The organism is Streptomyces sp. NPDC043878, assembly GCF_056435735.1.
Window position 1 is genome coordinate 99,949 of record NZ_JBWKDW010000025.1, and the last position, 18,094, is coordinate 118,042.

Genomic DNA, 18,094 nt, shown 5'->3' on the forward strand with positions numbered 1-18,094 from the left:
TTGATCCCATGCCCCGCTCCCGCGCCCTCAGAAACAGGTTCGTCGACGCGCCCGGCTCACTGGGCGAACGGATGCGCGTCGCCCGCTGGCAGCGGTTCGGGCGCTGCTTCCCCGGCATCGAGAACATGCGGGTCGTGGACCTGGGCGGGACGGCCGAGATGTGGCTGCGCGCGCCGCTGCGCGCCAAGCACGTCCACCTGGTCAACCTGGAGGATCATCCCGCCGAACTGCCCGACTGGATCACCGCGGAGGTCGCCGACGTCACCGACCCCGCCGTGGCCGCCGAGCTGAGCCGCAGGGGCGGCTACGACCTGGTGTTCTCCAACTCGACCATCGAGCACGTGGGGGGCCACAGCCAGCGCCGCCGGTTCGTCGCCGCCGTGGAGACCCTGGCCCCGCTGCACTGGATCCAGACGCCGTACCGCTACTTCCCGGTCGAGCCGCACTTCGTGGCGCCCGGCTTCCAGTTCCTGCCCCTGACCGCCAGAGCCCGTCTGGTACGTCACTGGCCGCTCGTCCACAGCCGCCCCGACAGCCCGGAGTCGGCGATGGACGCGGTGATCAACATCGAGTTGCTGACCCGCACCGAGATGCGCTACCTGTTCCCCGGCTCGGTGCTCCTCAACGAGCGGGTGCTCGGTGTCACCAAGTCACTGACCGCCGTACGAACGGAGCCCGGATGCTGAACAACCTGGTCAACAGACACGACGCGGACCGGCTGCTGCGCAAGGTGCGACGGCTGGAACTCGACCCGGTCCTGGCCAAGCTGCGGGTGCGCGGCGGCGCGCGGGTGGTGCAGCACTGGTCGCGGGTCGACCCGTCGCTGACCGAGTGGTGGGCGATACCGGCGGTCGTCAGGCGCTGGAACCTGCTGATGACCGGCGACGCGGACACGTCCTTCCCCGCCTATGTGGCAGCCGAGCACTTCGCGCCGCGCGCCGGTCTGCGCGGCCTGTCGCTGGGGTGCGGAACCGGCGGCAACGAACTGCTCTGGGCGAGGACCGGCGCGTTCGGTCTCCTGGAGGGCGTGGACGTGGCGCAGCAGCGGATCGACTTCGCCACCCGCGCCGCCGCCGAGAACGGCCTCGCCGACGTCCTGCGTTTCCGGGTCTCCGACGTCAACCGGATGACCGGCGACGGGGAGCGCTTCGACGTGCTCCTCGGCCTGCAGTCGCTGCACCACTTCGACGACCTGGACGCGACCCTGCCGCGGCTGTCGCAACTGATCGAGCCCGACGGGCTGTTCGTCGTGGACGAGTTCGTCGGTCCCACCCGCTTCCAGTGGACCGACGCCCAGCTGGAGGCGGCGAACGCGCTGCTGGCCCGGCTCCCCGAGGAGCGGCGGCGCCTGGCCGACGGACGGATCAAGCACCGTGTCGTACGGCCCAGCCGGCTGTCGATGGTGCTGGACGACCCCTCGGAGGCGGTCGACGCGGCGGCGCTGCTGCCGGGCCTGCGGCGCCATTTCGACGTCGTCGAGGAACGGCCGTACGGCGGCACGGTCCTGCACATCGCGCTCTCCGGGATCGCGCACAACTTCCTCGACCAGGAACCCGCGACCCTCGCCCTCCTGGACCGCTGCTTCGCCGCGGAGGACGCGGCCCTCCCGGAGGTGGGCCATGACTTCGTCGCGATGATCTGCCGCCCACGCGACCCGGCCCGAACGCCCCGCCGGGAGCGCGAGCCGGCCGAGCGCCCGTAGCGGGGGCGCGGGAAGCCGCGCGACCGGCCACGACGAAGTCGCCACCCCCGACCGGGCCGACCCGGCGCGGTCGGTGGACGCCCGGCGCCCCGGGCCGGCCCGCCGCAGCCGGCGTGCCGTCACGGCCCCGGCGTGGCCCGCAGCGCCCCCGGCCGCACCAGCGCGACCGCCGCCGCCCGACTGGCGGGACGGCCGAGCGCGGCGCGCGAGCTCTCCCGCAGCAGGACCGCGGCGCGGAAGGCGGCCGTGGCGAGGGCGTGGTGCCGCCGCTGGTACAGGCGGACCCGGTTGAGGGTCAGCAGGGTCCACAGGCGGGGCGAGACACGCGAGTCACCGCCGAGGTGCACGGCCTCGGCGGCCGGCTCGAGCCGGGTGCGGTGGCCGCGGTCCCGCGCGCGCAGGCAGTACTCGGTCTCCTCGGAGTAGAGGAAGAAGGACTCGTCCCACGGCCCGCAGTCCGCGAGGCACTCCGCGGACAGGGCCATCATCGCCCCGGTCGCCCAGTCCGCGTACGTGGGCTTCCGGTACGCGGCGGGGTCGGTGACCAGTTCGCTCAGGCGGGGGAACCGCCCGGCCCGCCGGTTGCCGATGACGGCCTCGCCGAGGGCGCGGGTCACGCTGGGCTCCCGGCGCAGCGAGGGCAGCGGTGCCTCGCGGTCCTCCTCGTACAGCAGGGGGACGCTGATGCCCGTCCCGGGCCCGAGGGCGTCGACGAGGAGCTTGCCGCAGCCCTGGCGCATCCGGATGTCGGGGTTGCAGACCAGGACGGCCCGGTAGCCGCCCTCCCACGCGTCCGCCGCGCCCAGCGCCGCGTTGACACCGGCCGCGTATCCGGCGTTGCGGCCGGTCCACACGAGGGTGGCGTCGGGGGCGAGGGCGCGCAGTACGTCCACGGTGTCGTCGGCGGAGTCGTTGTCCGCGACGACGAGCCGCCAGTCGAGCCCGGCCATGCCCTCGGGGAGCGCGGCGAGGAAGCCCGGCAGCACGGCGGCACTGTTCCAGGTGACGACGAGCACGGCGACGGGGCCCTGGTGGGACATCATGACTCCACGAGTTGGGGAAGCGGGGACTCGGCGGCCTCGCGGGGCGCCGCCGCGGTCTGCGCGGCGGCGGCGGCCGCGGCCGCCTCGCGGCGGACGAAGCCGAGGTAGCTGCCGCCGGCGCCCAGGGTCAGGAAGAACATCCCCGCGTACATGGGGAAGCTGAGGGCGTCGAAGGTGGCGCTGATGACCAGGGCGACCAGGGCCGACGCGAGGAACGCCTGCCCCAGCTCCCGGTCCGAGTCGGTGCGGGCGAGCCGGCGAATGGCGCCCCCGGTGTGGATCCCGGTGACGAACAGGACGAGGAGCGCGACCAGTCCCACGCCGCCCATCTCCGCCAGCGTCAGCATGTACTGGTTGTCCGTGAAGAAGTACAGGTCGGGCGTGAAGGTGCCGAACCCGCGCCCGAACCAGGGGCGTTCGCTGAGATACGGGACGATCGCGCTGTACTTCACGGTGCGCGCCTGGGTGCTGCTGTCGGAGTTGGACAGGAAGCTGGCGAACAGGTTGGTGATGGTCCCGATCAGCCCGGGGATGATCACCTTGAAGCCGGCCACCGAGCCGAGGATCAGCCCCATCGCCGCCCAGCGGCGCTGCGGCTTCCAGCGGGGCACCATCACCAGGGCCACCACGAGGGCTCCGATGATGGAGGTCCGGGACACCGTCAGCGGAAGCGCGCCCGCCATGATCGCCACCGGGGCCCAGCGGCGCAGCGCGCCCGCGTGCCGGCGTACCGGGTCGAACGCCTGGTGGACCGCGAAGGGGACCAGGATGGCCAGCATCCCCCCGAACTCCAGCGGATGGGCGGTGGTGGAGCGGGGGCGGGTGAACGAGCCGCGGTCCATGGCGCTGATCCCGGCGGTGCTCGACCGGAGGCCGGGGATGTGGATGGAGTCGGCGATGTTGGTCGCGGCGAAGAAGTCGTAGTAGCCGATCAGGGCGACCACCGTGCCCAGCACGACGAGCCGGCGCATCAGGACCTCCAGCCGGCTGCGTTCCTGGATGCCGGCCGAGGCCAGCACCACCAGCGCCACCCACACGCCGAGCCCGATGAGTCCCCGGTCGGCCCCGAGGACCTCCTGGTGGGAGCTGTCGCGGGTCGCGTCCGCGAGGTAGGACAGCAGGACCGCCGCGGCGAGCACGCACATCGCCACGCGCGGCAGCCTGGTGCCCTCGGCCGGCCGGATGCGGCCGCCGAGCCAGGTCGCGAGGTACCACAGCAGCCCCAGCAGGGCGAAGACGTTGGCCGGGGTGCCGACGCCGCCCAGCGCGGGCAGCGTGAGGTTGGAGGGGACGAAGAAGGCCAGCACCAGATAGCCGGAGAGGATCGTCGTGGCGTCCAGCCGGCGCGCCAGCAGTCCCCTGGGCGCCCGCTCGGGCGGCCGGCCGCGGTGGCGCCGGGGAACGTATCCTTCGCGGGCGCGTCCCCGGCGGCGGACCACCGCGACGCCCTCGGCGAGGATGGACAGCAGGAACGCGCTGACCATCCCGACGATGACGACCGCCGCGATGTCCTGGTAGCGGGCCTTGGACTCCGAGACGGGAGTCTGCGGAAGGACGACCGGCGCCGCCTGCACGAGGTAGCCCGTCGGCACCTTGGAGGCGGCCTGGAGGGCCTTCAGCTGCTCACCGGTGAACCGGGTGAGGACCGTGGTCTCCCGCAGCACCTTCGCCCGGTCGGTTCCGGTGACGCTGAGGGTGAGCAGCGGGCTGTCGGCCTCGGGCGCGAACCCGGCCGTGTACCGGTCGGTGACGCCCCGCGAGTGCAGTTCCCTGGCGGAGTCGCTGGACTGGAGCGTCCTGATGAGCAGGTCGGCGGTGACGACCAGCGAACCGCCCGCGTTCGAGATGGGGTTGCCGAAGGTCGGTGCCAGATCGGCGACCGCGGTGGAGTCCAGCAGCGTGACGGAGCTCTGTGACTGGTAGGACACCGGGATCGTCCGGTAGAAGTACCCGCCGGCGAAGACACTCAGCAGGGTGAGGGGCACCATGAAGTACCAGCGCCTGCACATGATCGCCCAGAGGTCGCCGAGGCTCATGAGAACTCCCCCCGGCCCGGCGCGACGGGACCGGACGTCCGGACTCCGGCGCGGCACGGGCCTTGTGATTCGGTGGCGGCTCGCCCCGCCGCCTGCCAGTATCGGTGCCTACGGAAGGAGTCCCTGTGTCGCCTCGTGACGTCGCCGAAGCGCTGCTCCGCCGCTGGTACGTGTGGACGCTCGCGCTGCTGCTGACGGCCGCCGGGGCCTACCCGGTGCTGCATCCCGCCCCGCGGTACCTGAGTTCGGCGGTGGTCGTCCTCAAACCGCCGGTCACCGGGAACCAGCCGAACCAGCTGACGAACCTCCAGCCCCCGCTCGCCGCGCTGTCGTACGGGGTCATCCAGCAGCTGGAGTCGCCCGCCGGACGCAGGGAGCTGGGTTCCGCCGGAGTCCACGGGTCGTACCAGCTGGTTCCGCGCAACAGCGGCACCAGCGCGACGCCGCGCTACCTGATCCCCTCGTTGCAGGTGCAGGCGCGCGCGGCCGGCGCGGCCGAGGCCGACTCGGCGGTGCGCCGGATCGTCGCCGTCTACACCCGGCATGTGACGGACATGCAGGACGCGCAGCGGATCGCGGCCGGTGCGCGGATCAGCGCGACCGTCCTGGTCGCCCCGAGCGCCGCCCCGGTGCAGGGCACCAGGAGCCGCGCACTGGCCGGTACGGCCCTGCTGGGTACGGGCGTCGCCGTCCTGAGCGCGCTGTGGTTCGACCGGTTCGCGCTGCGCCGCAGGGGCAGGCGGCAGGGCTCCCGGGACCCGCTGCCGGCCGGCGGGGTCCCGGTGGCGGGCTGAGCCGTGCGGGCGTGACCGTCCGCGGGGCCGGCCGGCCGTGGTTCCCCGGTGGGGCGTGACCATCAGATGCCGCGGCGCTTCCAGGACTCCCACCACAGCCACTCCCGTCCGCGTTCGGCCACGGCGGACCACACCAGCGGCTGCAGGTAGGGCATCGCCTTCGGTCCGATCCGCCGCCGCAGCCGCAGCGCGCGGTACTCGGGCAGCGCGGCGTACCCGGGCAGGCACTCCTCGGCGAACGCCACGCACTCGTCGACCGGTACGACACCGGTGCGGCCCCGGTCGTAGGCCCGGTAGGCCCGGCGCAGGGCGAAGCGGGCGAGCCGGGTGTGCACCTCGTCGGCGAGGCGGCCGGCCTCGGGCAGCCGGTCGGCGCACTTGGTGAGCACCGAGTCGAAGGCCACCAGGCGCTGGCGCAGGTCGTCGAGCTGACCGCCGAAGTCGGTCGTGGACATGTTCTTGCCGTGCACGCGATAGAAGGCCTGGTCGGCGCCGCGTACGTAGCCGACGTCGGCGTGGGCGGCGAGCCGCATCCACATCTCGATGTCACCGGCGTGCGGCAGCGCCGGGTCGTAGCCGCCGACCGTGCGCTGCAGGCTGGTGCGGACGACGACCTCGGGTGAGGTGATGCAGCCCGTGCCCTCGCGGAAACGGCGCTCCAGCCACCACGTGCCGGGGTAGACGACCGATCCGGTGCCCCGGGTGCGGGCCGCCGGCAGCGGGTCGCCGTGCCGGAAGCGCAGCGGGCGCCCGTAGGCGAACCCGGCTTCGGGGTGGGCGTCCAGGAGGTTCGCGGCCCGGACCAGTGCGCCCGGTACGAGCCGGTCGTCGGCGGACAGGAGCGCGACGTAGTCGCCGTCGGCCCACTCCAGCAGGCCCTCGTTGTAGGTGGCGATGTGCCCCTTGTTGGTCGCGTGGACCCGGACCTCGATGCGCGGGTCGGCCGCCGCCAGCTTGTGCGCGGTCTCCGCCGAGTCGTCGGGCGAGGCGTCGTCGATGATGAGGACCCGGACGTCCACGCCGTCCTGCTCGTCCAGGACGCTGCTCACGCAGTCGGCGAGGAAATGGCCGTACCGGTAGCAGGGGATCACAACACTGACGCTGGTCATCGGTGAGAAAGCCAATCCCCGGTGCCGGCCTCACGGGAGGCCGGCACCGGTGGGCACTAGTGCTTCTTGTGGACGGTCTTGCTCTTCAGGACCCAGCTGCGGGACTTCACCGTGTGGTGGTGCCTGTCCCGGGCCGTGACCGTGATCTTGAACCGGGTGCCGTCGGGCAGCGGGGCGGACAGGTGGACGGACACCTTGTGGGTGGCCCGGTCGTAGGACAGGACGGTGGTGACGTGGAGCCTCCTGGCGGCCGCCGCCCTGGCGGCCGCCGCCCTGGCGCCCGGCAGGACCGTCACCGTCGCCTTCACCGACGACAGCCGGGTCGTGGCGGGCAGCGAGGTGACGAGGGCGCTGTCCGCGTCGGCGGTGTGCGCCAGCGAGGACGCGGTCACCTCCGAGGCGGTGGACGACGCAAGCGACGCGGACGGGTTGTCGGCGGTGAAGACCGGCCCGACCCAGTAGTTGGCCGACCCGTAGGAGCCGTTGGGGAACGCCACGTCACTGCCGTACCGGTAGAGCCCGTTGTGGGCCGAGGCGGTGTCGGCGGTGGCGGTCAGCGGATAGGACTGGTGGGCCGCCGCGAAGTAGCCGCCGTCCACCGCGTAGTTGCCGTTCGGCGCGTGGTAGGAGACGACGTACGGCGTGTCGGCGCTGACCGCCACCGGGGTGGCGAAGGTCATCCGCTGCCAGCCGGTGGCCGACTCGCTGGTGAAGGTGCCGGAGGCGAGGAGCGTGCCGTCGGCGGACCAGAGGCTGCCGGTGTGGGTGCCGGTGTTGCCGGTGCCCTTGTAGAAGGTGACGCCGGTGACCCAGCCGCTCGCCGAGGACTGGAAACGGGTGCCCAGTTCCAGGGAGTTGGGGTCGTCGGTGACGTCGGTCCTGGCCGGCACGGTGGCGGCGTTCCACAGCGTGCAGGGGCAGGTGACCGCGGGCGGGGTCGAACTGGTGGTGAAGCTCCAGGTGACCGGGGCACCCATGTCGTTGCCCCACAGGTCGGAGGCCTGGACGGAGGCGGTGTACGTGGTGTGCAGCGCCAGTTCCGTCGACGGTGTGAAGGTCGCCTTGTTCGCCGAGGGAAGCGTCCTGGTCCCCGGCACGGTGTTGCCGTCGGGGTCCTTCACGGTGAACGTCAGGCTGTCGCCGTCGATGGCGTGGTCGAAGACGGCCGACACCGGTGCCGTGATCGACACACCGGTCGCCCCCGACGTCGGGGAGGTCGAGCTGACCACGGGCGGGGTCGTGCTGGCCGTCGAGGTGTCCAGCACCACGTCGACCCAGTAGTTGCTGCCCGGGGCCGCCGAGGACGGGAAGGCGCTCGTGGAGCCGTAGTGGTAGAGGCCGTTGCCGCCGTCGGTGCCGGACTGCAGGGCGGTGAGCGGGGCCAGGCCGGCGGCCTTGCCGGAGAAGTAGCCGCCGTCGTAGGAGTATCCGCCGTTCGGCGCGAAGTAGGAGGCGACGTAGGTGGTGTTGGCCTTGACGGTGACCGGGGTGGCGAAGTTCAGCTGCTGCCAGCCGGACGCCGTCTCGTTGGTGAAGGTGCCGGTGGCCAGGCGGGTGCCGGAGGCACTCCACAGGCTGCCGGTGTGGGTGCCGGTGTTGACGGGCGACTTGTAGAAGCGGACGCCGGTGATCGAACCGGCCACCGTGGTGCGGATCTTGACGCCGAGCTCCAGCGAGCCGCCGTCGCCGCCGTTGACCGTGCCGGGTACGGCGGTGGCGGGCCAGACGGTGCACGGGCAGGCCTGCGGGCCGACGGTCAGCGGGATGGTGGTGACGGCGCCGATGTTGACACTGTCGTCCACCGCGCGGACCTTGACCGACGCGGCGCCCGGGGACGTCGGGGTCCAGCTGTAGCTCCAGGACGCGAGGCCCTTGGCGGCGTTCCAGGTCGTACCGCCGTCGGTGGACACCTCCACGCGGGCCACGACTCCGCCGGAGTCGGTGGCGCCGCCGGTGATGGTGACCGGCTTGAGCGCCGGGACGGTGACCCCGGAGGCCGGGCTCGTCACCGTGACGGCCGGGCCGCTGGTGTCGGTGGTGGCCGTGGCGGCGACCAGGTTGCTCTGCCGGGTCTGCGGCTGGACACCCATGTCGGCCAGGACGTTGACCGTCGCCTGCTGCATGCGGGCGTCCTCGGTGACCACCACGTCGGCGGGGTCGTACGCCGGCAGGTTGGTGAGACCCCACGACCACTGCACGGTCCCCGCCCCGAACACCAGGGCTCCGGAGTCCTGGTCGCGGAACTCGACGAGGTTGTGCGTCGCGGTGCCGTTGCCGTAGGTGTTGCCCCAGTCCAGCCGGTACTTGTCGTCGGCGATGTCCACGGTGGTGGACGACACGTCGATCGCGCCGGAGGGTCTGGTGCTGTTGGTGATGTCGCTGTCCCACTCGTAACCGAGGGTGCCGGTCGGGAAGGTCGCGGTCTGCGCGGCGGTGAGGTTCGCGATGGACGTGTTGCGCCACAGCCGGTTCTTGCCGTACGAGCCGGGGACCGTGATCGCGTCGTTGCGGTAGCCGTTCACCTGGAACATGGAGCCGGTGAGGATGTTCGGCGGCTGATAGCTCTGGCCGTAGTCGGTGCCGGCCGGGTCCATCCAGGTGCCCGTCCAGGTGCCGCTGGGATCGGCGATGCCGTTGTTCTGCGCCATCTTGGTCATCTTGTAGCAGACCAGGGTCCGGTTCGCCGTGCTCGTGCCGTCGTTGCTCGGCGCGAGCCGGGTCTTCCAGAAGACCTCGTTGCCGCTGAAGAAGGCCTGCCGCACACCGGCCTTCCTGGCCGCCAGCACGTTGGAGTACTGGCTCTGCGTCCAGTACTCGTCGTGGCCGGAGGACATGTACACCTTGTGGTTCTTCAGCAGGGTGGCGCCGTTGGCCGACACGTCCACGCCGGACAGGTAGCTCACGTCGTAGCCGTTGCGCTCCAGCCAGGACAGCATCATGAACTCGGAGCCGTAGATGCCGTTGTCGCCGCCGATGTCCAGCGGCCGGTTGTAACTGACCTCGTAGGCGCGGCCGTCCGGCGCGGGTCCCGCGCCGCCGTAGAGATCCTGGCCGCCGTAGTCGTTGTACGCCTGCCAGGTCTGGTCGCTGGTCTGCACGACGATGTCGGAGGTGCTGGAGTCCTTGCGGACGACGAAGGGGTACGGCATGAGCCCGTCGCCGTCCGTCTGTGTCAGGTTCGCGATGTACAGGCCGGACACGGCGCCGGCGGGCACCGGCCAGCTCGCGGTCACGGGCCAGCTGCCGCAGTCGACCAGGCCGGTGCTGCTCTTGGTGGCGCAACTCGCCGGGTTGTTGCTGTAGTTGGCGGGGTAGGTGACCGCCGCCTGCGCCGCGGTCGACATCTCGCGAGCGCCGTCACCGCCGTACCAGCCCAGCCGGTAGATCTCCACGTGGTACGAGGTCTTCGACTGGACCTTGAACTGGACGGTGTCACCGGCCTGGACGCTCTCCTTGGTGGAGAAGCCCTTGATGTCACCGTAGGCGTTGGGCGAGTACCAGTCGGACATCGGGCTGCCCGCCTTGGAGTTCTCGCAGACGATGGGGTTCATGCCCGTTCCGCACGGGTCGGACGCCGCCTGGGCGGGCGATGCCTGCGGGAGCACAGCCCAGACCATGGCTGCTATCACGGCGAGGCGGCCGCCCCGGAACCGTCTGCTCCATCTGTTCATGTGTACCTCTCAGCGGTGCTGTGCAGGACCGACCCTGAGAGTCGGCATTGGTGCGTCAAGAAGGGACCGGTCAGCGTCGGAGCGCGTCGGCGAGCGCGTCCACGACCCGCTGCTGCTGGTCAGGGGTGATCTGCGGGTACAGCGGCAGTGACAGGATCCGGTCGGCCGTCCGCTCGGCGTTCGGGAAGTCACCGCGGGCGTGGCCGAGATGGCGGTACGCCGGTGTGAGGTGGACCGGGGCGGGATAGTGCACGCCCGCGCCGATGCCCTCGGCGTTGAGCTTGCCCACGAGGTCGTCGCGGTCGGCCCCGTCGACCTCGACGACGTACAGGTGCCACACATGGACGTTGCCGTCCGCCGTGACCGGCCGGACGATCCGTCCGGCTGCCGCCAGGTCGGCGAGCAGCGCGTCGTAGCGGGCCGCGGCCGTCCGGCGGGCCGCGTTGCCGTCCGCCAGCCGGGCCAGTTTCGCCCGCAGGACCACGGCCTGCAGGCCGTCCAGCCGGCTGTTGAACCCGGGTACGTCGTGGCGGTACTTGGCGACGCCGCCGTGGTTGGCCGTCGCGCGCACCAGCGAGGCCAGTTCCTCGTCGTCGGTCAGCACCGCTCCGGCGTCGCCGTAGGCGCCCAGGTTCTTGCCCGGGTAGAAGCTGGTGGCCGCGATCCCGCCGCTGCCCGGCGAGCGGCCGTCGCGGGTCGCGCCCTGGCACTGGGCCGCGTCCTCGACGACCCGTACCCGGGCGGGCAGCCGGCCGGCCAGCTCGGTCACCTCGGCGCACTGCCCGTACAGGTGCACGGGGACGACCGCGCGGGTGGCCGGGCCGACCGCGTCCAGCGCGGCCTGGGGGTCGAGCAGATGGCTGCCCGGCAGGCAGTCCGCCAGGACGGGTCGCGCGCCGGTCCTGGCGACCGCGCCCGCGGTGGCGATGAAGGTGTTGGCGGGCACCACGACCTCGTCGCCGCCCCCCACGCCGACGGCGCGCAGGGCGAGTTCCACGGCGTCGGTGCCGTTGGCCACGCCCACGCAGTGGGCGACCCCGCCGAACCGCGCGTACTCGCGTTCGAAGAGGCCGACCTCCTCGCCGCCGATGAACGCGGTGCCGGCCAGGATCCGGTCGAAGCCGGCCCGTACCTCGTCGGCGACCTCCTCGTGGGCCGCCTTGAGGTCCACAAGCGGTATCTGGTTCATGTGACCTGTCCCCCCGTTGTTCGCGTCGCGAGTTCGTCACGTGCCGCGGCCGGTGCCGCCCGCAGCCGGCGGGCCGGGCTCCCCGCCCACACCTCGCCCGGCGGGACGTCGCCGAGCACGGTGCTCCCCATCCCGACCAGGGACCAGGCGCCCACCGTGGTGCCCTCCCTGACCAGGGCCCCGGAGCCGACGTAGGCGCCGCGCTCCACCCGTACGCCCCCGCCGAGGCGGACGCCGGCCGCGAGCGTGGCGCAGTCCCCGACCACGTCGTCGTGGGTGAGGACGACGTGTGGCATCACCGCGACGTGCGCGCCGACCCGTACGGCGGCGGTCAGGACGCAGTGCGCGAGCAGGACCGAGCCGGGGCCCACCTCCGAGGTCCCGGACACCGACGCCGTCGGGTGGATCACGGTGGCGTAGCGGTCGGCGGGCAGGCCCAGCCTGCGTACCAGCCGGGCACGGGCCGCGTAGTCGCCGGGGTTGCCCACGCAGATCACCACCCGCGCCCCGGGCAGGTCGTGGACCAGGTCGCAGCCGCCGAGGACGGGCACGCCGTCCACCTCGGTGCCGTGCAGCGCGGGGTTGTCGTCGAGGTGCCCGAGGAGCGTGGCCTCGCCCGCGTCCGCGACGGCCTGCGCGGTCTCCCGGGCGAAGCCGCCCGCGCCGACGACGAGCAGCCCGCTCATCTTCGGGCCTGTTCGCGCAGCGCGGCCACGACACGGTCCTGCTGGGCCTCGGTCATGGTGTGGAACAGCGGGAGGATCAGCGAGTCGCGGCTGATGCGCTCGGTGACCGGCAGCGGCCCGCGGGGGTGGTCCGCGTAGGCGGGTTCGAGGTGGGAGGCCATGATCCCGCGGCGGGCGGAGACGCCCGCCGCGGCCAGCGCGGCCAGCAGGTCGTCCCGGCCGAGGGGGAAGTCCTCGCCCAGCAGCACCCAGTACGACTGGAAGTTGCTCTGCCCGTGGGCCGGATCGCGTACGGGGGTGAGACCCGGGATTTCCTTCAGCAGGGTGTCGTAGCGGGCCGCCAGCTCGCGGCGGCGGCCGATCATCGCGTCGAGCTTCCCGAGCTGGACCAGGCCGATCGCGGCCTGGACGTCCGTCATCCGGTAGTTGTAGCCGACCTCCAGATAGCTCTCCAGCACCGGTTTGTCGCTCGCGTGGCGCTCGGCGGCCGAGGCGTTCATGCCGTGCTCGCGCAGCCGGCGCAGCCGGGCGGCCCACTCGGCGTCGTCGGTGGTGATCATGCCGCCCTCGCCGGTGGTGACGACCTTGCGGGGGTGGAAGGACCAGGCGGCGATCAGCGCGCCCTGTCCGACGGGCTCGCCGCCCACGGTCGAGCCGATGGCGCAGGCCGCGTCCTCGACCAGCGGGAGGTTCCATGCGGCGCAGGCGGCGCGCAGGGCGTGCACGTCGGCCGGTACGCCGCCCTGGTGGACGGCGAGGACGGCCCTGGTGCGGGGGGTGCGGGCCGCGTCGACGGTTGCGGTGGTGAGGTTGCCGGTGGCGGGGTCGACGTCGGCGAACACCGGGTCGGCACCGACGTAGCGCACCGCGTTGGCGGTGGCGATGAACGACAGGGAGGGCACCACGACCTCGTCGCCCGGGCCCAGCCCGAGCGCGACGAGCGCCAGGTGCAGGGCGGTGGTGCAGGAGCTGACCGCGACGCCGTACCCGGCGCCCACCCGCTCCGCGAAGGCCCGCTCGAAGGCGGCGACCCGGGGGCCCTGGGCGACCCAGCCGGACAGCACGGCGTCGGAGGCGGCCCGGGCCTCCTCCTCGCCGAGCCACGGGATCATCACCGGGATGCGGTCGGCGCTCATCGCGAGCCCTCCGCGGCGGCGGCGCGCTCGGCACGCCACCACTCCACCAGGTCCCGCAGTCCGGTCCGCAGGTCGATCCGGGCCGTGAAGCCGAGCCGTTCGGTGGCCCGGGTGGTGTCCGCGAGCCGCCGGCTCACCCCGTTCACCGCGCGGGCGGGGCCGTGCACCGGCTCCAGGCGCGGGGCGCCCATCGCCTCCAGCAGTCCGTCGGCGAGCTCGCGCAGCGAGGTCTCCGTACCGCTGGCCACGTTGAAGACCTCGTCGGTCAGATCGGACTCGGCGGCCAGCACGTTGGCCCTGGCGATGTCCCGGACGTCGACGAAGTCCATCGTCTGGGTGCCGTCGCCGAGGATCAGCGGCGGCTCGCCCGCCTCGATGCGCTCCATCCAGCGGATGAGCACCTCGGTGTAGAGGCCGTGGATGTCCATCCGGGGGCCGTAGACGTTGAAGTAGCGCAGCGCCACGTAGTCCAGGCCGTTCATGGCGTGGAAGCTGCGCAGCATGCCCTCGTTGAAGGCCTTCGCCGCGCCGTAGAACGTGTCGTTGTTGTACGCGTGGTGGCGCTCGGTCGTCGGGAAGGTCTCGGCCATGCCGTAGACGGACGCCGAGGAGGAGGCGACCACCTTGCCCACCCCGGCCTCGACCGCCGCCTCCAGCACGTTGAACGTGCCGTCGACCAGGACCTCGTTGGCGAGCCGGGGTTCCTCCGCGCACTGGGTGATGCGGATCGCCGCGAGATGGAACACCAGGTCGGCGCCCTCGGTGGCCTTGCGGACCGTGTCGGCGTCGCGGATGTCACCGTCGACGACCTCCACGACGCCGCTGGGCAGCGCCCGGGCGAGGTTGTCGCGCCGCCCGCGCACGAAGTTGTCGAGCACCACGATCTCGCGGGCGCCGCCCTCGACCAGGAGGTCGACGAGGTGGGAGCCGATCGTGCCCGCTCCCCCGGTGACCAGGATCTTCTTGCCTCGTACGCTGCTCAACTGCCCTGCCCTCTCGGTGAAGTGGAACCGTCAACGCCCAGCGCGGAGGCCGACGACCGCGCCGCGGAACTCCAGGCTCCGGGACGCCGCCTCAAGAATGTCCAGCACGCGCAGGCCCGCCCGGCCGTCGGTGAGCGGTGCCCGGCGCTCCCTGACCGCGTCGGCGAACTCGTCGACCATGCTGCGCAGCGCCTCCTTCTCGCCGATCGCGGGCGCGACCATGTCCCCGGAGCGGTAGGAGATGAGCATGTCCCGGCGCTCGTCCACGCCGATCTCCTGGGGCGTGGCCAGGTCGACCCCCCGGTCGAAGACGGCCACGCGCTGGGCGGGGTTGAGGTCGTCCCAGATCAGGGTGCGTTTGGAGCCGCCCACCATGGTGGTGCGGACCTTGGTCGGGGACAGCCAGTTGACGTGCACGTGGGCGATGGCGCCGGTGTTGAGCTGGAGCGTCAGATAGGCGACGCAGGCCTGTCCGGCGCCGATCGGGTCGGCGCCGTGGGCGGCGACGGCGACCGGCTCGACGTTGTCGGGGAGGATGAAGTCCAGGATGGACAGGTCGTGCGGGGCGAGGTCCCACATGACGTCGATGTCCTTCTGCACGAGCCCGAGGTTGATCCGCACCGAGTCGACGAAGTGGATCTCGCCCAGTTCGCCGGAGCGGACCAGTTCGCGGATGCGGCCCACGGCGGGCGTGTAGCAGTAGGTGTGGTCGCACATCAGGGTGAGTCCGCGCTCCTCGGCCTCGGCGACCAGGCGCTGCCCGTCGGCGTAGGTCGCCGCGAGCGGCTTCTCCACCAGGACGTGCTTGCCGGCGCGCAGGGCGGCCAGGGCGATGTCGAGGTGCGTGCCGGCGGGCGTGGCCACGGCGACGGCGGCCACCTCCGGGTCGGCGAGGACGGCCGCGTAGTCGGAGGTGGCCTGGACGGTCGAGTAGCCGCCGAGGACCCGCCGGGCCCGCTCGACGTCGAGGTCGCACAGGTGGCGCAGCCGGAACTGCGGGCTGGCCTGGAAGTTGCGCACGAGGTTCGGGCCCCAGTAGCCGGCCCCGACGACCGCGACCCCCAAGGGCTCCGTGGTCTGCGTCACTGTGTACCTCTCCCCTTGGTCCATCAGTAGGCCCCCGTTCCGCGCACCACTGCCGACGCGGTGCGCAGCAGAATCGATACGTCAAGACTCGTGGACCAGTTGTCCACGTATCCGAGGTCGAGCCGGACCGCTTCGTCCCAGGGCAGGTCCGAGCGGCCGCTGACCTGCCACAGCCCGGTGAGGCCGGGCTTCACGAGCATCCGGCGGTTGACCTCCGGCGTGTACGCCTCGACCTCCTCGGGCAGCGGGGGCCGGGGTCCGACGAGCGACATGTGTCCGCCGAGCACGTTGATGAGCTGCGGGAGTTCGTCGAGCGAGGAGCGGCGCAGCATCGAGCCGACCCGGGTGATCCGGGGGTCCTGCTTCACCTTGAACAGCAGCCCGTCGCTGTTCTCGTTGAGGTGCTCCAGTTCCGCCCGCAGCACCTCCGAGTCCTCGCGCATGGTGCGGAACTTGAGCATCGTGAAGTGGTCGCCGTACCGGCCGACCCGCTGCTGCCGGAACAGGGCGGGGCCGGAGCTGTCCAGCCGGACGACCAGGGCGATCAGCAGCATGAACGGTGCGAGGAGCGTCAGCAGCAGCGCCGCCAGCGACCGGTCGAGGAGTTCCTTGGGCAGCCGGGAGATCCGGGAGAGGTTCGGCGCCTCCACCCGTACCAGCGGCACGCCGTTGGTGGGCCGTACCGTCAGGCGGGAGGCGGACACGTCGGCCAGGACCGGGGCCAGCATGAAGTCGACGCCCTGGGCCGCCGCCGTCCAGGACATCCGGCGCAGGACGGAGGCGTCGAACTCGGGCGCGGGCAGCGCCACCACGGCACTGACGCCCATGGCCCGGATGACGTCGTTCATGTTGTCGACGCCCCCGAAGACGGGGAGGCCCAGCCTGCGGATGGCCGCCGCGTTCCGCGGGTCGCTCAGGCACACGCCGGCGACCTGGAGTTCGTGCGCGCCGCCGCGCCGCAGCACGGCCGCCAGTTCCACGATGCCGCGCGAGGGCCCGACCAGGAGCGTCGCGCTGCGGTCACGGCCGCGCACCCATCGTCTGTACAGCCGGCGGCGCAGCGCGTACCGGACGGGCAGGGCGATGGCCGTGGCCGGCACTGCGGCCATGGTCATGTCATGGAGAAGGCCCAGGTCGTGCGTGAACAGCCAGTGCGCGACCGCGGCCAGCGCCGGCAGCGCGACCGCGCCGCGCAGCACCCGCCGGTACTCCTCTGTCCCCATGCCCAAGGCGCCGCGGTCGTAGGAGCGATGGGCGACCATGACCGCGATCCAGGTCGGGGGCAGCACCAGGGCCACCGCCCAGCGGCCGTAGGCCGCGTGGATCACGAAGGCCGCGGCGGTGGCTGCGAAGCCGTCCGCGACCAGCAGGACTATCCGGTAGTTCTGTTCCCAGCGTCTTCGGCGAGCTTCTGGACTTCTGCGTTCCACATCCAGTAGCTCATGCGTGACCTCAATGGTCATGCCCCCCCCACCACATGCGCGGTTACCCCTGACCGAACGAGACCGGGCGTACGGGATCAGATCCGTGACCCGGGGTTGCGGCAGTACGGCTGCGCCCTCCACACAGCGGTACCTGAAATCGGCGCAGCTCCAGCGGTTCCCCAACCGCCGCACGCTGTTCGCGTGTTGGCTGCTGCCTGTTCCGTATCCGGCATCACACGCCATGACATGACGTGCAGGCAAGAGCAAGTTCCCCACCCAAACCGGGTCTGGCGGTCATCAATCTAGACCACTGGACGCACTAGCGGGAACACTTGGACGAAACACACCTCACAAGGGTGACACCGACGGCATACTGCCCAGGTGACGAGCATTGTGATCCCGGCTCACGACGAGGAAAAAGTCATCGGCCGGCTCCTCGATTCGCTGCTGGCCGATTCCGCCGAGGACGACACCGACATCGTCGTCGTATGCAACGGCTGCACGGACGGCACCGCGCGGATCGCGGCCGCTCGTGGCCCGCGGGTGCGCGTGGTCGAGATCCCCGTCCCCTCCAAGCACGCCGCGCTGCGGGCCGGTGACGAGCACGCCCGCGGCTTCCCCCGGTTGTACGTGGACGCCGACGTCGTACTCGCCGGCGCCGACGTACGGGCGCTCGCCGGCCCCCTGGACGACGCCGCCTCCGGCATCCTCGCCACCGCGCCGGCGCGGGAGATCCCGCTGGCCGCGTGCGCCTGGCGGGTGCGCGCCTACTACCGGGTGTGGCAGCGCCTGCCCGCCGTACGCGAGGGGCTGTTCGGGCGGGGAGTCATCGCGGTGTCCCGGGCCGGGCACGCCCGGATCGCCGCCCTGCCGCCCCTGATGGCGGACGACCTGGCCGCGTCCCTGGCCTTCGCCCCCGCGGAGCGGCTCGTGGTCGACGCGGCCCGGGTCGTGGTCCACCCGCCGCGCACCTGGCCGGACCTGATGAGGCGGCGGGTCAGGGCCGCGGTGTCCACCGCCCAGGTCGAACGGCACCAGGACCCCCGGGAGGCGTCGGCGCGCACGAGCCGGGCGGACCTCGTCGCCGTACTCCGCGGGGAGCCGGGCCTGTTCACGGCTGTCGTAGTCTTCGTCGCGGCGGCGGTGGTCGCCCGGCGCAGGGCCGCGAAAGCCGTCCGGACCGAGGACTTCGGCACCTGGCTACGGGACGAGAGCAGTCGGCAGAACTGAGCACA

General features: G+C 72.3%; 14 protein-coding genes. 4 read left to right on the forward strand and 10 right to left on the reverse strand.

Going from position 1 to position 18,094, the window contains the following annotated elements; genetic code table 11:
* Positions 1-8 precede the first annotated feature (8 nt).
* Both AC07AZ_RS29715 and AC07AZ_RS29720 read left to right on the forward strand, forming a co-directional pair.
* Positions 9-686 (forward strand): class I SAM-dependent methyltransferase, encoded by a 678-nt coding sequence (locus tag AC07AZ_RS29715; RefSeq protein WP_478853118.1) that lies wholly within the window; start codon positions 9-11, stop codon positions 684-686.
* On the forward strand, positions 680-1,702 hold the full coding sequence (locus tag AC07AZ_RS29720; RefSeq protein WP_478853120.1) for a class I SAM-dependent methyltransferase: 1,023 nt from the start codon (positions 680-682) through the stop codon (positions 1,700-1,702). Before AC07AZ_RS29715 ends, AC07AZ_RS29720 begins: the two co-directional genes overlap by 7 nt.
* Before the next feature lie 119 nt (positions 1,703-1,821).
* On the opposite strand, the gene AC07AZ_RS29725 is transcribed toward AC07AZ_RS29720, so the two are convergent.
* Positions 1,822-2,742, reverse strand: coding sequence for a glycosyltransferase family 2 protein (locus AC07AZ_RS29725; protein ID WP_478853122.1), 921 nt, complete (start codon positions 2,740-2,742; stop codon positions 1,822-1,824).
* A complete protein-coding gene (locus AC07AZ_RS29730) occupies positions 2,742-4,781 on the reverse strand; it encodes an O-antigen ligase family protein (RefSeq protein ID WP_478853124.1) in 2,040 nt (679 codons plus the stop codon). The genes AC07AZ_RS29725 and AC07AZ_RS29730 overlap by 1 nt, the downstream gene beginning before the upstream one ends.
* A 125-nt stretch (positions 4,782-4,906) precedes the next feature.
* Here AC07AZ_RS29730 and AC07AZ_RS29735 point away from each other — a divergent pair, with 125 nt between their 5' ends.
* Positions 4,907-5,575: a hypothetical protein gene (locus tag AC07AZ_RS29735; protein WP_478853126.1), complete on the forward strand. Its 669-nt coding sequence runs from the start codon at positions 4,907-4,909 to the stop codon at positions 5,573-5,575.
* Positions 5,576-5,637: 62 nt separating this feature from the next.
* Here AC07AZ_RS29735 and AC07AZ_RS29740 read toward each other — a convergent pair whose 3' ends face one another.
* From AC07AZ_RS29740 to AC07AZ_RS29775, 8 genes are all read right to left on the reverse strand, one after another.
* Positions 5,638-6,684 carry a glycosyltransferase gene (locus tag AC07AZ_RS29740; protein WP_478853128.1) on the reverse strand — a complete coding sequence of 349 codons (1,047 nt, stop codon included), beginning with the start codon at positions 6,682-6,684 and terminating at the stop codon, positions 5,638-5,640.
* Positions 6,685-6,740: 56 nt separating this feature from the next.
* Entirely contained in the window at positions 6,741-10,235 is a 3,495-nt protein-coding gene (locus AC07AZ_RS29745; protein WP_478853130.1) for a DUF4082 domain-containing protein, read from the reverse strand.
* 190 nt (positions 10,236-10,425) lie between these two features.
* On the reverse strand, positions 10,426-11,544 hold the full coding sequence (locus tag AC07AZ_RS29750; protein ID WP_478853132.1) for a DegT/DnrJ/EryC1/StrS family aminotransferase: 1,119 nt from the start codon (positions 11,542-11,544) through the stop codon (positions 10,426-10,428).
* Positions 11,541-12,230, reverse strand: a complete 690-nt coding sequence (locus tag AC07AZ_RS29755; protein ID WP_478853134.1) for an acetyltransferase — start codon at positions 12,228-12,230, stop codon at positions 11,541-11,543. Before AC07AZ_RS29755 ends, AC07AZ_RS29750 begins: the two co-directional genes overlap by 4 nt.
* Positions 12,227-13,366, reverse strand: a complete 1,140-nt coding sequence (locus AC07AZ_RS29760) for a DegT/DnrJ/EryC1/StrS family aminotransferase (RefSeq protein WP_478853136.1) — start codon at positions 13,364-13,366, stop codon at positions 12,227-12,229. Before AC07AZ_RS29760 ends, AC07AZ_RS29755 begins: the two co-directional genes overlap by 4 nt.
* A complete protein-coding gene (locus AC07AZ_RS29765) occupies positions 13,363-14,349 on the reverse strand; it encodes an NAD-dependent epimerase/dehydratase family protein (RefSeq protein WP_478853138.1) in 987 nt (328 codons plus the stop codon). The genes AC07AZ_RS29760 and AC07AZ_RS29765 overlap by 4 nt, the downstream gene beginning before the upstream one ends.
* A 30-nt stretch (positions 14,350-14,379) precedes the next feature.
* Positions 14,380-15,435, reverse strand: a complete 1,056-nt coding sequence (locus AC07AZ_RS29770; protein WP_478853140.1) for a Gfo/Idh/MocA family protein — start codon at positions 15,433-15,435, stop codon at positions 14,380-14,382.
* Between the two features lie 23 nt (positions 15,436-15,458).
* Entirely contained in the window at positions 15,459-16,898 is a 1,440-nt protein-coding gene (locus AC07AZ_RS29775) for a sugar transferase (RefSeq protein ID WP_478853142.1), read from the reverse strand.
* Between the two features lie 342 nt (positions 16,899-17,240).
* On the opposite strand from AC07AZ_RS29775, the gene AC07AZ_RS29780 reads away from it, so the two are divergent.
* On the forward strand, positions 17,241-18,089 hold the full coding sequence (locus AC07AZ_RS29780) for a glycosyltransferase family 2 protein (RefSeq protein WP_478853144.1): 849 nt from the start codon (positions 17,241-17,243) through the stop codon (positions 18,087-18,089).
* Positions 18,090-18,094 lie beyond the last annotated feature (5 nt).

Coding starts and splice junctions, on each gene's coding strand:
- AC07AZ_RS29715 (WP_478853118.1), top strand. CDS start 9: ATGCCCCGCTCCCGCGCCCTCAGAAACAGGTTCGTCGACGCGCCCGGC.
- AC07AZ_RS29720 (WP_478853120.1), top strand. CDS start 680: ATGCTGAACAACCTGGTCAACAGACACGACGCGGACCGGCTGCTGCGC.
- AC07AZ_RS29725 (WP_478853122.1), bottom strand. CDS start 2,742: ATGTCCCACCAGGGCCCCGTCGCCGTGCTCGTCGTCACCTGGAACAGT.
- AC07AZ_RS29730 (WP_478853124.1), bottom strand. CDS start 4,781: ATGAGCCTCGGCGACCTCTGGGCGATCATGTGCAGGCGCTGGTACTTC.
- AC07AZ_RS29740 (WP_478853128.1), bottom strand. CDS start 6,684: ATGACCAGCGTCAGTGTTGTGATCCCCTGCTACCGGTACGGCCATTTC.
- AC07AZ_RS29745 (WP_478853130.1), bottom strand. CDS start 10,235: ATGAACCCCATCGTCTGCGAGAACTCCAAGGCGGGCAGCCCGATGTCC.
- AC07AZ_RS29750 (WP_478853132.1), bottom strand. CDS start 11,544: ATGAACCAGATACCGCTTGTGGACCTCAAGGCGGCCCACGAGGAGGTC.
- AC07AZ_RS29755 (WP_478853134.1), bottom strand. CDS start 12,230: ATGAGCGGGCTGCTCGTCGTCGGCGCGGGCGGCTTCGCCCGGGAGACC.
- AC07AZ_RS29760 (WP_478853136.1), bottom strand. CDS start 13,366: ATGAGCGCCGACCGCATCCCGGTGATGATCCCGTGGCTCGGCGAGGAG.
- AC07AZ_RS29775 (WP_478853142.1), bottom strand. CDS start 16,898: ATGACCATTGAGGTCACGCATGAGCTACTGGATGTGGAACGCAGAAGT.